The following is a 12,523-nucleotide window of genomic DNA, read 5'->3' on the forward strand; positions in this document are numbered from 1 at the left end:
GCCCCTCCACTACACTGGCGCGCATGGCAACCGTTCACGATTGGGTCGAAGGCGCGCGCGTGCGCACACTGCCCGCAGCAGCGGCACCCGTCATCGTGGGGACAGCGGCAGCATGGCACCTGGGCGCCCGTGAGCCCCTGCGGGCCCTCCTGGCGCTCGTCGTGGCCCTGGCGCTGCAAGTGGGCGTCAACTACGCCAACGACTACTCCGACGGCATCCGGGGCACCGACGACGACCGCCAGGGTCCCGCGCGCCTGACCGGAGGGGGCCTGGCCCGGCCCCGGACCGTGCTCATGGCCGCGCTGGGGTGCTTCGCGGTCGCGGGCGCCGCCGGAGTGGCCCTGGTGACGCTCTCCGGCACGTGGCCCCTACTGGGGGTCGGCTGCGCCGCCGTCGCGGCCGCGTGGTTCTACACGGGGGGCCCGCGCCCCTACGCGTACATGGGGATCGGACTGTCGGAGTCGATGGTCTTCGTCTTCTTCGGGCTGACCGCCTGCGTGGGCACCGCCTGGACGCAGGCGGCCAGCGCACCCTGGTGGCTGTGGACGAGCGCCAGCGCCCTCGGTTTGCTCTCCATCGCGCTCCTGATGGCCAACAACATCCGGGACATCCCCACCGACCGCGCCAGCGGCAAGCGCACCCTCGCCGTCCGCCTGGGCGACCCGGCATCGCGCTGGGTCTACGCGGTGTGCGCCATGGCCCCCGTCCCGGCGATGGGCGCCCTGTCCGCCGGGCTGGGACTGGCGTGGTACTCGACCGCCGCCCTCGTCGCCGCCTGCTGCGCCTGGTCCTTCCTGGTGGTCGTCCCCGTCGCCGCCGGAGCGGCGGGCCGGGCTCTCATACCGGTCCTGCGAAATACCGGCCTCTACACGCTGAGTTGGGCCCTGTTGGCCGCGATCGCCCTGCTGGGCGCGCGCTGATCCGTCCGCCCCCGGGTCAGCGCGCCCCTTCCAGGCGGGCCTCGCCCGCCTCGTGCCACCAATCGATCCCCACGACGAGGGCAGCGATGACCGCGTACGCAAGTAGGACCCCGGCCACGCTCCCACTGGCGATCCAGGGCGTGGCTATGCCGATCCCCACTGCGGACGTCCCCTGCATCGCCAAGTCGTTCATCGCCACGCCGCGCCCCGTCTGCCCGGGCGCCACCGTGGCCAGAACAGTGCTGTACACGGGGCTGAACAGCATGCCGTACCCGGCGTAGACCATCGTCATCGACACGATGAGCACCCACGTCCCCGCGTCCATGCGGACGGCCATGAGCACCGCGCCCGCGCCGATCACAGCGACGCTCAGCCGAACGGCCGCCCCCCGGCCAATGCGGTTCACCACGGCCGCGGAGGCCACTGCGGAGGCCAGGGCGACCAGGTAGGCGGGCATCAGCATCAAGGAGACGTCGGAGGCGTCCATGCCGTAGTAGTCCTGGCCGATCCTGGCCGCGATGGGGGCGATCGCGAATGTCAGGGTGTAGGGCAGCAGGATCAGGCTGATCGCGCGCAGCCACCGCGTGTTGGTGAAGAACGACCTGGTGATGAAGGGCTCGCGCGCCCGGCCGATGTACGCCCAGAAGACCGCGATGAGGGCGACCAGCACCACCAGGAGCAGCCACGACCGGTTCGACGCCGCGACGGTCAGCGTCAGGGCGCAGCAGCTGAACACCGCGAGTCCGAAGACGTCGATGCGGCCCGAGCACGACCGGGCGGGTACGCGCCGGCCCATGACCGGAACGCACGCGAGGCCGATCAGGGGGACGGGCAGGAGGAGGACCCAGTTCACCCGGGCCAGCCACCCGCCGACGACCAGTCCGATAGCGGTGGCCCCCTGGAAGGCCGCGGCCATAAGGCCCACGTAGAGGGCGCGGCGGCGCGGATCCGTGATGGACGTCGCCAGGATCATGTACACAGAGGCGGCCGCCTGGCACCCCAGGATCTGCAGGGCTCGCGCCACGATCACCCCCCACAGCGACGACGAGGCCACCAGGCCCAGCAGTGATCCCGCTGCGATGAGGACCGCCCCGGCGTCGACGATGCGCCGGAGCGGGATGAAGTCGCCCAAGGAGCCGTAGAGGAAGCAGGCGACCCCCAGGACGATCCCGGGGACTGCGGTGATCAGGGCCACCGAGTCGCCCGCGCCGATGGCGTCGCCGACCTGCAGGTAGACCAGGTTGAAGCCCTGGAGCGTGATCGTGCCCGCGATGTAGATGCCCAGCAGCGGCAGCAGGACGCGGGCGGGACCGGTGGCGTAAACGCCGTCGTCGGAAGTGGGATTGCGCATCAGCAATGATAAACACAGTCCGCTCCGGCGCTGCCACAGCCGGTCGCCGATCCGCGGGTGGGACCGGACACAGGGTCCGGGGCGGATCAAGGGGGTTCTGGCGGGGCCGGCACTCGCCTACCGGGCCCCGAGGACTCGCTCCATCCTGTCCATGAACCCCGCGAGGAAGCGCTCCGCGTCGACCCGGACGGCGGCCCTCGTGCGTTTGTCGGCCTCCGCCAGGCCCTCGGGGGAGCCGATGGTCCGCCCCCTGGTCGGCCCGGCGAGGTCGACCCGCAGGTTGATGGGGAGGACCCCCACCAGCGACTCGTCCGCCGCGACCGCCACTGCGAGGGGGTCGTGCAGCCCGCAGCCCGCGATCCCGATCTCACTGGCCTCGAAATCGATGTAGTGGTCGGTCATGTCGGCGAACGCCGTGCCCGCTGCGGTGCCCAGCTGCCTCCACCGCGCGGTCGCCGCTTTGGTGAGCAGGGTCTGGTGCGTGACGTCCAGGCCCACCATGGTCACGCGCCCGCGCCGCAGCAGCGCGTCGGAGGCCTCCGGGTCCTGGCTGATATTCGCTTCAGACCATGGTGTCGTGTTGCCCCGGGTGGTCAGGGCGCCGCCCATCATCACAACGCGAAGCCGGTCCGCCAGCGAGGGATCGGCCTCGAAGGCCGCAGCGATGTTCGTCGACGATCCCGTGGGCACGTACACGAGGTCCGCGCCGTGGCGCCGCGCAGACTCGACGATGAAGTCCACGGCCCCGCCCTCCTCCGCCGGGCGCGGCGAATCGGGGAGCCGCACCCCGCCGAGGCCGTTGTCGCCGTGGATGCGCCGCACCAGGGGGGACGGCTCGAAGGAGTCGGCGCACGAGGCGTGGGCGGACCCGGCGAACACGGGGATGTCAGTGCGGCCCAGCAGCGCCAGGACCGCCAGCGAGTTGCGCACAGCCAGCTCGGTCGTGACGTTGCCGTAGGTGCAGGTGATGCCGATGAGCTCGAGCTCGGGGCTCCCCAGCGCGTAGGCGATGGCCAGGGCGTCGTCGATGCCCGTGTCCAAGTCGAGGATGAGTTTCGCTGTCACGGCGTTTCCTTCCCGTCGGGGCTCCTAGGCGTCCACCATAGCCGGGGACTCGGGGCCGCCGGACCCCCACGCACCACGCGCGGGGACTCGAACGCGCCTTGCACCGTCCAACCCCCACACCATCGCCCCGCGCACCACGCGCGGGGACTCGAACGCGCCTTGCGCCGTCCACCCCCCACACCATCGCCCCGCGCACCACGCGCGGGGACTCGGGCAGCGGCAGTGCCCGCGCGGGCCCCGCCGACGGCGCAGAGGCGGCGACGGCTCGCGGGGGCACACGCCCCGCCGCCCGCGCGTGCGACAATTGGGCCACCCGATCACCCCAACGAAGGGAGCACCATGGGACGCGTCATCGTCGTCGGATCCATCAACCAGGACATCACCGTCACCGTCGAACGGTTCGCGGAACCCGGGGAGACCCTGTCCGGCTCCGGCGTCGCCTACACCCTGGGCGGCAAAGGCGCCAACCAGGCGGCGGCCGCCGCCCACGGCGGCGCCCGCACCCTGTTCATCGGGCGCGTCGGCGCGGATCCGGCGGGCCGGGGGCTCCGCGACGAGCTCGCGAGCCACGGAGTCGACACCACCTGGCTCCTGGAGGACCCGACGCCGTCGGGGACCGCGCTCATCACCGTTGAGGCGCCCACCGGCCAGAACACGATCATCCTCGACGCCGGGGCCAACGGGCGGGTCGGCGCCGAGCAGGCGCGCGAGGCGGTCGATTTGGAGCGCACCGACGTGGTCGTCCTCCAAGGCGAGATCCCCCCTGCGACGAACGCCGCCCTGATCCCCTGGGCGCACCGGGGCGGAGCCCGCGTCGTCCTCAACCTCGCGCCCGTGTACGCCATCGACCCGGACGTGCTGGCCTCCGTCGACGTGCTCGTCGTCAACGAGAGCGAGGCCGGGCTGGTCCTGGGGCGCCCCGCGCCCGCCTCACCCGCAGAGGCGGTGCGCGCCGCCGAGGACCTCAGGGCCCTGGGGATCCCCGAGGTCCTCGTCACCCTCGGGGGCGCCGGCGCGGCCTACGCCTCGCGCACCGGATCCGCCCACCTCGACGCCGTGGGCGACGGCCCTGTGGTCGACACGACTGGGGCCGGGGACGCCACCGTCGGCTGCCTGGCGGCGGCACTGGCGGCGGGGCACTCCTTCGAGGACTCGGTCGGCTGGGGGATGCGAGCGGGCGGGGCCGCCGTCCGGGCGAAAGGGGCCGCGCCCTCCTACGCGGGCATTGAGCCCATCGCCTAGGCGCAGGAGGGTTCGCCGGTGTTTGCGGGGGCGGGGGCACGGAGCCGCCGTTCTCGCCACCGGATCCGTCCCTTTCCCGTGTCGCACACAAGGGAGGGAATTAGGCAACACTGCACCGCACGCAAGGGCCTGATTCCGCCCTTGTGTGCGGTGCGTGTTTCTTAAATCGGGGTCCTTGTGTGCGTAACCCGGTGGGGAGCGCGCCCGGGCCGCCGTGGTGCGGAGGCGGGGCCCGGGACGCCGGATTCTTGAGCGCCCGTTCGGCCCCGGGCGCTCCGATCCCGTTACAGACCCGCGCGGCGCCGGGTGCCCGGGCCCCGTAGACTTCAACCATGCCCAGAGTCCTCCTCGTCGTCGCCTGGATCGCGGTCACCATCTACGCGGTCGCCGACTGGTCGCGCGCGCCCGAAGACGAAATGCCGGGCCGCATCCCCAAGCCGATGTGGCTCGTCATCATCGTTTTCACCACGATGCTGTTCGCCGTCGGAGCGATCGTGTGGCTGGTGCTGCGGTGGGTGAACCGCGCCGAGGCCCGGGGGCACCGGCCGCCGCCCGGACCCAAGGGCCCCGTCGCCCCCGACGACGACCCCGAGTTCCTCTTCCGCCTCGAGCGCGACATCCAGCGCAAGCGCCGTCAGGAGCAGCAGCGCCGCAACGAGGAGGAGGGGCCGGCCGAGCCCGGCGACTGATCGCGCTCCCGGTAGCGCGGCGCCGGAGCGGCGGGCAAGGAGCACCCCGACGGCCCCACTGCGGCGCGATGCCGGGCGCCGGAGCGGTGGGCAAGGAGTACCCTGACGGCCCCAGAGCCGGCCGGGAGCGGGAAGCGGAACGGATTGCAGGGCCGCCCCCACCGGGAGGGCCGGCCCTGCGATCACCGCCGGTAGCTGAGGTCCTTCGCCTCCGCCACGAGGTCCGCAGCGGGCTCCTCGTAGCACACGCCCACCAGCGTCGCCCCCGAGAACACGAACGAGGTCAGCGACGCGAGCGCGAAATTACGCGACTTGGGCGGGTGGGCGAGCGTCTTGCCGCGCACGAACCGGGTCAGCGTCTCAATGGGGTTCTGGTGCGAGACGACCAGCGCCTCGTGCCCGCGCGCCGAGCGCAGGGCGGCGGACAGGGCCGCGCTCATGCGGGACGCGATATCGGCGTAGGGCTCCCCCCACGACGGGCGCAACGGGTTCACGAAGTACTTGAAGTACGCGGGGCGCGCCAGGACGGCCGGATTCGACCCCAGCGGAAGGCCCTCGAACACGTTCGCGGACTCGATGAGCCGCGGATCCGATTCGACCGGAAGGCCGTAGGCGGCCGCGGTTGGAGCCGCAGTCATCTGGGCCCGCAGCAGAGGGGAGGCGACGACGTGGGTGATATCCGCCCCGCGCCCGACCAGGGTCCGCGCGACGCGCTCCGCCATCGCCTGCCCGCAGCCGGTCAGCCCGAATCCGGGCAGGCGGCCGTACAGGACCCCGTGGGGGTTGTCCACCTCTCCGTGGCGCATGACGTGAACGATAGTCGTATCCATGCCGATAAGTGTGCCATACCACGCACTCGCGCCGCGAAGGCGCTGGGGAGTCGAAAGGGGCCCGGCATTCGCCGGACCCCTGAGCGCTCACTTCTTGTTGCGGCGCTGGTGACGCGTCTTGCGCAGCAGCTTGCGGTGCTTCTTCTTCGCCATGCGCTTGCGGCGCTTCTTGATGACGGAGCCCATGGGGTTCCTCCCTCGCTGATCGGTGCGCGGCAGAGGTACTACCGCTGTGGAAGTCTGGTGCCCGGTGGGCACGCCGGTCTAATACTAGCCGCCTAACCGCCGATCGCGCGGTTCTGCTCGTCACCACGATCCGTCAGCCCCGAATGGATCATCTGCGAAACGGCGGCCTCCGGCACGCGGAAGCTCTTCCCGACACGGATCGCGGGCATCTCGCCACTGTGGATCAGGCGGTACACAGTCATCTTCGAAACGCGCATGATATCCGCCACTTCGGTGACAGTCATGAAACGCGGCGCGGAAGGCTGAACCATCGACGACTCCCAGTGTCCATGAGGCGCCCAGAACCCAGTGTTCGTAGCTTGCGTGGCCTCCCGAATATACTACTGCCTAACCGCATGGAAACCGCAAGTCCTTTCACACAATCACCTTCAGCACCACTATCACCGGAGGAGGAACAGTGCCCCCGCGCCCGCGCGCATCGTCGTCCACGGATCCTCTGCATCCCTCCGCACGCCCCCACTTATTCCTGAAGCCACGCCGAAAACCAGTGCTCCCGAATCCCGACGAGATCGCCACCCCGCCCTCCCCCGTCGTCAAACCCGCGCCCGGATCGTCCCACACGCCACATCCACAGGTCCCCACGACGCCGTGGACGCGGGTGCGGGTGTGGCTGTCGCGCCAGGCGCGCTACGCGCCCTCGCGCCTGGCACTGGGGACCTTCGCCTCGATCATCGCGATCACCACGGCCCTGCTCTCCCTTCCATTCGCCTCGGCCTCCGATAAGGAGGCCCCCTTCGTGGACACCCTCTTCACCGCGGTGTCCGCCGTCTGCGTCACCGGGCTGACGACCGTTGACACAGCTACCTATTGGTCAGGCTTCGGCCAGGCCGTGATCGCCCTCGGCATCGTGGTGGGCGGCCTGGGCGTGATGACCCTCGCCTCGATCCTGGGGTTCGCGGTGTCCCGCCATCTCGGCCTCACCCAGCGGATGCTGGCCACACAGGAGACGAAGACCGAATCGATGGGGCAGATCTCCACCCTCCTCAAAGCTGTGATTTTCACCTCACTCACGATGGAGCTGCTGCTCGCCGCGGTGTTCTTCCCCCGTTTCCTCGCTATGGGCGCGGAGCCGGGGACGGCGATATGGCAGGCGGTGTTCATGGCGATCTCCGTGTTCAACAACGCTGGTTTCATCATCCTGCCCAACGGCCTGGCCCCGCACGTCTCGGACTGGTGGATGCTCGTCCCGATCATCCTGGGGACCTTCGTCGGGGCACTCGGCTTCCCCGTGATCATGGACATCGCGAAGCGGTGGCGCACCCCCCGCAAGTGGACGCTGCACACGAAGCTCACGCTCTCGACCTACCTGATCCTCGCGTTCGCGGGAACCCTGTTCATGGCGCTCATCGAGTGGCACAACCCCGCGACCCTGGGTGGCATCGACTCCTCGTCGAAGATCCTCAACTCGCTCCTGGCGGGCTTCAACGCCCGTTCGTCGGGGCTGAGCGCCATAGACGCGGGCTCCCTGCACCCGCAGTCCCACTTCGTCCAGGACATCCTCATGATGATCGGCGGGGGCTCCGCCTCGACCGCGGGCGGCGTGAAAGTGACGACCTTCGCGATCCTGGTGCTGGCGGTCGTCGCTGAGGCCAGGGGCGACCGGGACATCGAGACCTACGGCAGGCGCGTCCCCGCATCCGCTGTCCGCCTGGCGGTCGCCGTCTCCCTGATGGGCCTGGCGATGGTCGCGGCGTCCGTGGTGCTCCTGCTCTCCCTCACCCCCTACTCGCTGGACACGATCCTCTTCGAGACGGTGTCCGCTTTCGCGACGGTGGGGCTGTCCACTGGCGTCACCCCCGACCTGCCGACCACCGCGAAATACGTGCTCATCGTACTGATGTTCGCCGGCCGCACCGGGTCGATGACCGTGGCCGCCGCCCTGGCGCTGCGGGAGAGATCCCGGGTGATACGCATGCCCAAGGAACAGCCCATCATCGGGTAGCCCCTCGTGGCGGCGGCCCCCGTGGGAAGGCGGGAAGTGCGACAATACCCCCATGGCTAGTGAAGAACGCGACGCGAACAACCTGGCGTCCGGAACCCTCGTCATCGGATTGGGGCGCTTCGGGGCGGCGGTCGCCGTCACCCAGGACAAGCTGGGCTACGAGATCCTGGCGGTGGAGAAGAACCCTTCGAGGGTCCAGGCGTTCGCCGGGCGCTTCCCCCTGGTCGAGGCGGACGCGACATCGAAGGAGGCCCTGGAGCAGCTGGGCGCCCGGGAGTTCCGCAGCGCCGTCGTGGGAGTCGGCTCCTCGTTGGAGGCCGCCGTGCTCATCACCGCGAACCTGGTGGACCTGGGCATCTCCTCGATCTGGGTGAAGGCCACCTCCTCCCAGCACGGGCGGATCCTGCGCAGGGTGGGCGCGCACCACGTCGTCTACCCGGACCTGGACGCGGGCAAGCGCACCGCCCACCTGGTGGGCGGGCGCATGGTCGACTACATCGAGTTGGAGACCGACGGATTCGCCATCATGAAGCTCCGGCCGCCCAAGGAGATCCACGGCTTCACCCTGGAGGAGCTGGATCTGCGGGGCCGCTACGGCGTGAACGTGCTCGCAGTGCGCCGCCCCAAGCACCGCTTCGAGTACGCCGATTCCCTGACCCGCGTCAACCCCGAGGACGAGATCATCGTGTCGGGGGACGCGCACCTGCTCGAGTACTTCGCGAACCGCCCCTGAGCGGTCCCCGGACAGCGCGGACCCGCGGGCGGAGCGGGGCGGCAGATGCGCACGGGGGCGTTTACGGTTGTGGCATGCCGAAAGACAGGGTTTCCTACAGATGCTCGGAGTGCGGGTGGTCCTCCCCGAAGTGGGTGGGGCAGTGCCGCGAGTGCCTCGCCTGGGGCACGGTCGAGGAGGCGGGGGCGGCGTCCCCCATGGCCCGCGCGGTCGCCCCGCGCAGGCGCGCCGTGCCCATCGGCGAGGTGGACGGGGAGCGCGCCTCGAAGCGGCCCACCGGGGTGGGCGAGTTGGACCGCGTGCTGGGCGGAGGGATCGTCCCCGGCGCGGTGATCCTGCTCGCCGGGGAGCCCGGGGTCGGCAAATCGACGCTGCTGCTCGACATCGCCGCGAAAGCCGCCCGCAGCCTGGAGGGTGGCGGGGGCGTCCTCTACGCGACCGGCGAGGAGTCCGCCTCGCAGGTGAAGGGCCGCGCCGAAAGGATCGGGGCGATCGACCAGCGCCTGCTCATCGCCGACGAATCGGACCTGGGGGCACTGCTCGGGCACATCGAGGCGGTGGACCCCGCCCTGCTGGTCGTGGACTCCATCCAGACCGTCTCCAGCTCCCAGGTGGAGGGCGGCGCGGGCGGCGTCGCGCAGGTGCGGGCAGTCGCCGCGTCGTTGATCCGCGTCGCGAAGGACCGCAACCTGCCGGTCCTGCTGGTCGGGCACGTGACCAAGGACGGGGGCATCGCGGGGCCCAGGGTCCTCGAGCACCTGGTCGACGTCGTCTGCCAGTTCGAGGGGGACAGGCACTCGCGGCTGCGGCTGCTGCGCGCCGTGAAGAACCGCTACGGCCCGACGGACGAGGTCGGGTGCTTCGAGCTCACGGATTCTGGGGTGCGGGGGCTGGCCGACCCATCGGGCCTGTTCCTGTCGCGCACGGGCATGGACGTGCCCGGCACGTGCGCGACGGTGTCCCTGGAGGGGCGGCGCCCGATGCCCACGGAGGTCCAGGCCCTCGTGGCCCCCACCGGGGCCGGCTCCCCCAGGCGCACGACCTCGGGCGTGGACCACGCGCGCGTCGCCATGCTGCTGGCGGTCCTGCAGGCGCGCCTGGGGGCGGACTGCTCGGGGGCCGACGTGTACGTGTCGACGGTGGGAGGAGCCAGGACCACGGAGCCCGCCATCGATTTGGCGATGGCCGTGGCGATCGTGTCCAGCCTCAAGGGGGTGCCCCCGCGCTCCCAGATGGTGGCGGTGGGCGAGATCAGCCTCACCGGCGAGGTGAGGGCGTGCACCGGGCTGCCCAGGCGCCTGCAGGAGGCCGCGCGACTGGGGTTCGCCTCCGCCCTGGTGCCCGCGCAGGGCGCCGAGGAGCTCCACGCCCCTTCCGGGATAACGGTTTACACGATTTCCGACCTGGCGGCGGCGATCCGCGTGGCTTTCGAGCCGACTCGGCAATAATGGGGGGATCAACCACCTTTGGGAAGGGCTGGCCACAATGACCTCAGACGCCGCGATCCTGCGCGAGGCGCTCCACGCGGTCGCGCCCGGGACGCCATTGCGCGAAGGGCTGGAGCGCATCCAGCGCTCGCACACGGGGGCGCTCATCGTGCTCGGCTACACGCCGGAGGTCGAGGCGCTGTGCTCGGGCGGCTTCGACCTGGACGTGCCGTTCACGGCCTCGCGCCTGCGTGAACTGTCCAAGATGGACGGCGCCGTCGTCATCGACACGACGAACTGGAGCATACGCAAGGCGAACGTGCAGTTGATGCCCGACCCCTCGATCCCCACCGACGAGTCCGGCATGCGCCACCGCACCGCCCAGCGCATGGCCCGCCAGATCCACTTGCCCGTCCTGTCGCTGTCGGCTTCCATGCGGATCATCTCCATCTACGTGGGCAGCGAGCACCGCCTCGTCGAGGAGCCCGAGGCCCTGCTGTCGAGGGCGAACCTGGCGGTCGACACACTGGACCGCTACAGCCAGCGCCTCGACGAGGTGCTCCAGACCCTGACGATCCTGGAGATGCGCGACGCGGCGACGGTCCGCGATGTCGCGACTGTGATGCAGCGGATGGAGATGATCCGCCGCATCACCTCGGAGATCAACCAGTACCTGGAGGAACTGGGCTCGGACGGGCGCCTGCTTGCCCTGCAGGTGGAGGACCTGGTTCGCGGCTCAGCCTCCGAGCGCGCCCTTGTGATGCGCGATTACGCGCACGACCAGGGCGATGTGGCCCGGGTCGAGGCGGAGCTGACCACACTGGGCTCCGACCGCATCGTCGACCTGTCCGCCATCGCCAATGTGCTGGGCCTGGGGGTCTTCGAGATCGCGGACCTCGACCGGGAAGTGCAGCCCCGCGGCATCCGCGCGCTGTCCCTGGTGCCCCACTTGTCGTGGAACATCATCAAGGAGGTCTCCTCACGGTGGAGCACCCTCTCGCAGCTGCGCTCCGCATCCGTGGAGGAACTGCAGAAGGTCGAGGGGGTCGGCCCGTACAGGGCGAAGATCATCCACGAGAACCTGCTGCACCAGTCCCACATGGCCCGAGCGGGGCTGGTCGGCTGGTAGGGCGCCGCGCAGCCGGACCCTGCGCTGAGCGGACTGCGACCGCCGCGAGCCCCGCAGACGGCACGGCTCAGGGGACCGCTCCCCCGCTATCCCGATTGGACCCCCGACTGCGACTGGGGAGCGGGAGAGGGCTTGGGCGGGAGCGCCGCGCCCACATCGAAGACCACGTGGTTCCCCGTGTCCTTCCCATCCAGGAACACGCGCAGCTGGTAGGTGCCCGGATCGGCGGCGCGCTCGCCCCCCGGGGGCGCCGCGCACCCGTTCACGTGGACGAGGCCGTCCCAGCCCAGTGTCCCGCTCCACGTGCGGTCGGGGCTCAGCAGCAGCACCTGCTCCGACTCAGCCCCCTGCTCGCACGCCGCGGAGTCGTACACCGTAAGGTCGCCAGTGGTGATCCTCACAGCCAATGAGGAAAGACCCACGCGGCACGCCACGCCCCCGCGGTTGCGCAGGGACACCCCGATGGGCACCGCTTGGCCGGATGTGGCGTCGGAGGCTGTGGCGCGCACCTCGAGGTTGGCCTCCAGGCACACGGGGACATCGACGGTGGCGTTCCCGGTGACGATCCCGTCGGCCGTCGCCCGCTGGTCGGCGCCCAGCGGGTACCCCGAGGCGTCGGCGCCCGACTGCGAGGCCGATTGTGGCTGGGGATCGGGCGGGGAACCGGCCAGCAGGGCCTTCACGACGGAGACCGCGCTCCACACGAGCAGTGCGGCGACGACGAGCAGACCCGTCCCTGTGATGATGCGTCGGGGCCACAGGTTGACGCTGCGGGTGCTCCCGCCCGCCCTCCTGGCCCCCTGTGACGGCGTTCGCCGTCTGGGGCCGTTCTGTCTACCTGGCACGTTCCGACGCTACACGCTGGAAGGCGCTGGGGGAAACGGGCGCGCCAGCGCCCCGGCGAGTGCGGTCCCGCCTACGCGGGGCGCCGCGAGTCAGTTGGCGCCGT

At 70.8% G+C, this 12,523-nt stretch carries 13 protein-coding genes; 7 read left to right on the plus strand and 6 right to left on the minus strand.

The features are described 5' to 3' along the window. Positions 1–23: 23 nt before the first annotated feature. Positions 24–920, plus strand: a complete 897-nt coding sequence (locus G447_RS0105955; protein WP_026430400.1) for a 1,4-dihydroxy-2-naphthoate polyprenyltransferase — start codon at positions 24–26, stop codon at positions 918–920. Between the two features lie 16 nt (positions 921–936). On the opposite strand, the gene G447_RS0105960 is transcribed toward G447_RS0105955, so the two are convergent. Both G447_RS0105960 and G447_RS0105965 read right to left on the minus strand, forming a co-directional pair. Then, positions 937–2,271 carry an MFS transporter gene (locus tag G447_RS0105960; RefSeq protein WP_026430401.1) on the minus strand — a complete coding sequence of 445 codons (1,335 nt, stop codon included), beginning with the start codon at positions 2,269–2,271 and terminating at the stop codon, positions 937–939. A gap of 117 nt (positions 2,272–2,388) precedes the next feature. After that, positions 2,389–3,336 carry a nucleoside hydrolase gene (locus G447_RS0105965; RefSeq protein WP_005869981.1) on the minus strand — a complete coding sequence of 316 codons (948 nt, stop codon included), beginning with the start codon at positions 3,334–3,336 and terminating at the stop codon, positions 2,389–2,391. A 339-nt stretch (positions 3,337–3,675) separates the two neighbouring features. Between G447_RS0105965 and G447_RS0105970 the strand changes: the two genes are divergently transcribed. Both G447_RS0105970 and G447_RS0105975 read left to right on the plus strand, forming a co-directional pair. Beyond that, positions 3,676–4,578, plus strand: coding sequence for a ribokinase (locus G447_RS0105970; protein ID WP_026430402.1), 903 nt, complete (start codon positions 3,676–3,678; stop codon positions 4,576–4,578). A gap of 332 nt (positions 4,579–4,910) precedes the next feature. Further along, positions 4,911–5,267 (plus strand): hypothetical protein, encoded by a 357-nt coding sequence (locus G447_RS0105975; protein WP_005869977.1) that lies wholly within the window; start codon positions 4,911–4,913, stop codon positions 5,265–5,267. Positions 5,268–5,449: 182 nt separating this feature from the next. Here the strand turns inward: G447_RS0105975 and G447_RS0105980 are convergent, their stop codons facing one another. The 3 genes from G447_RS0105980 to G447_RS0105990 all read right to left on the minus strand — a co-directional run bounded on the left by G447_RS0105980 (position 5,450) and on the right by G447_RS0105990 (position 6,594). Beyond that, positions 5,450–6,097 (minus strand): histidine phosphatase family protein, encoded by a 648-nt coding sequence (locus G447_RS0105980; RefSeq protein WP_005870000.1) that lies wholly within the window; start codon positions 6,095–6,097, stop codon positions 5,450–5,452. Positions 6,098–6,184: 87 nt separating this feature from the next. After that, a complete protein-coding gene (locus G447_RS12025; RefSeq protein WP_003792170.1) occupies positions 6,185–6,283 on the minus strand; it encodes a 30S ribosomal protein bS22 in 99 nt (32 codons plus the stop codon). Positions 6,284–6,375: 92 nt separating this feature from the next. Continuing rightward, positions 6,376–6,594: a helix-turn-helix domain-containing protein gene (locus tag G447_RS0105990; protein ID WP_005869960.1), complete on the minus strand. Its 219-nt coding sequence runs from the start codon at positions 6,592–6,594 to the stop codon at positions 6,376–6,378. Between the two features lie 236 nt (positions 6,595–6,830). Between G447_RS0105990 and G447_RS0105995 the strand changes: the two genes are divergently transcribed. The 4 genes from G447_RS0105995 to disA all read left to right on the plus strand — a co-directional run bounded on the left by G447_RS0105995 (position 6,831) and on the right by disA (position 11,574). Next, positions 6,831–8,285 carry a TrkH family potassium uptake protein gene (locus G447_RS0105995; protein WP_026430403.1) on the plus strand — a complete coding sequence of 485 codons (1,455 nt, stop codon included), beginning with the start codon at positions 6,831–6,833 and terminating at the stop codon, positions 8,283–8,285. 52 nt (positions 8,286–8,337) lie between these two features. Beyond that, positions 8,338–9,018, plus strand: coding sequence for a potassium channel family protein (locus G447_RS0106000; RefSeq protein WP_005869968.1), 681 nt, complete (start codon positions 8,338–8,340; stop codon positions 9,016–9,018). 74 nt (positions 9,019–9,092) lie between these two features. Continuing rightward, the gene (radA, locus tag G447_RS0106005; protein ID WP_026430404.1) at positions 9,093–10,466 is read left to right on the plus strand and encodes a DNA repair protein RadA; all 1,374 of its coding nucleotides are present in this window, start codon (positions 9,093–9,095) and stop codon (positions 10,464–10,466) included. 37 nt (positions 10,467–10,503) lie between these two features. Then, a complete protein-coding gene (gene disA, locus G447_RS0106010; protein ID WP_005869997.1) occupies positions 10,504–11,574 on the plus strand; it encodes a DNA integrity scanning diadenylate cyclase DisA in 1,071 nt (356 codons plus the stop codon). An 86-nt stretch (positions 11,575–11,660) separates the two neighbouring features. Here the strand turns inward: disA and G447_RS11165 are convergent, their stop codons facing one another. Further along, positions 11,661–12,419 (minus strand): hypothetical protein, encoded by a 759-nt coding sequence (locus G447_RS11165; protein WP_243442318.1) that lies wholly within the window; start codon positions 12,417–12,419, stop codon positions 11,661–11,663. Between the last annotated feature and the right edge of the window lie 104 nt (positions 12,420–12,523).

This window comes from Schaalia georgiae DSM 6843, assembly GCF_000429245.1.
Lineage (GTDB): Bacteria > Actinomycetota > Actinomycetes > Actinomycetales > Actinomycetaceae > Pauljensenia > Pauljensenia georgiae.

Excerpts from the sequence above, each read along its gene's own strand:
- G447_RS0105980 (WP_005870000.1), bottom strand. The coding sequence starts at position 6,097 with ATGGATACGACTATCGTTCACGTCATGCGCCACGGAGAGGTGGACAAC.
- G447_RS0105975 (WP_005869977.1), top strand. The coding sequence starts at position 4,911 with ATGCCCAGAGTCCTCCTCGTCGTCGCCTGGATCGCGGTCACCATCTAC.
- G447_RS0106000 (WP_005869968.1), top strand. The coding sequence starts at position 8,338 with ATGGCTAGTGAAGAACGCGACGCGAACAACCTGGCGTCCGGAACCCTC.
- disA (WP_005869997.1), top strand. The coding sequence starts at position 10,504 with ATGACCTCAGACGCCGCGATCCTGCGCGAGGCGCTCCACGCGGTCGCG.
- G447_RS0105960 (WP_026430401.1), bottom strand. The coding sequence starts at position 2,271 with ATGCGCAATCCCACTTCCGACGACGGCGTTTACGCCACCGGTCCCGCC.
- G447_RS0105955 (WP_026430400.1), top strand. The coding sequence starts at position 24 with ATGGCAACCGTTCACGATTGGGTCGAAGGCGCGCGCGTGCGCACACTG.
- G447_RS0105990 (WP_005869960.1), bottom strand. The coding sequence starts at position 6,594 with ATGGTTCAGCCTTCCGCGCCGCGTTTCATGACTGTCACCGAAGTGGCG.
- G447_RS0105970 (WP_026430402.1), top strand. The coding sequence starts at position 3,676 with ATGGGACGCGTCATCGTCGTCGGATCCATCAACCAGGACATCACCGTC.
- G447_RS12025 (WP_003792170.1), bottom strand. The coding sequence starts at position 6,283 with ATGGGCTCCGTCATCAAGAAGCGCCGCAAGCGCATGGCGAAGAAGAAG.
- radA (WP_026430404.1), top strand. The coding sequence starts at position 9,093 with ATGCCGAAAGACAGGGTTTCCTACAGATGCTCGGAGTGCGGGTGGTCC.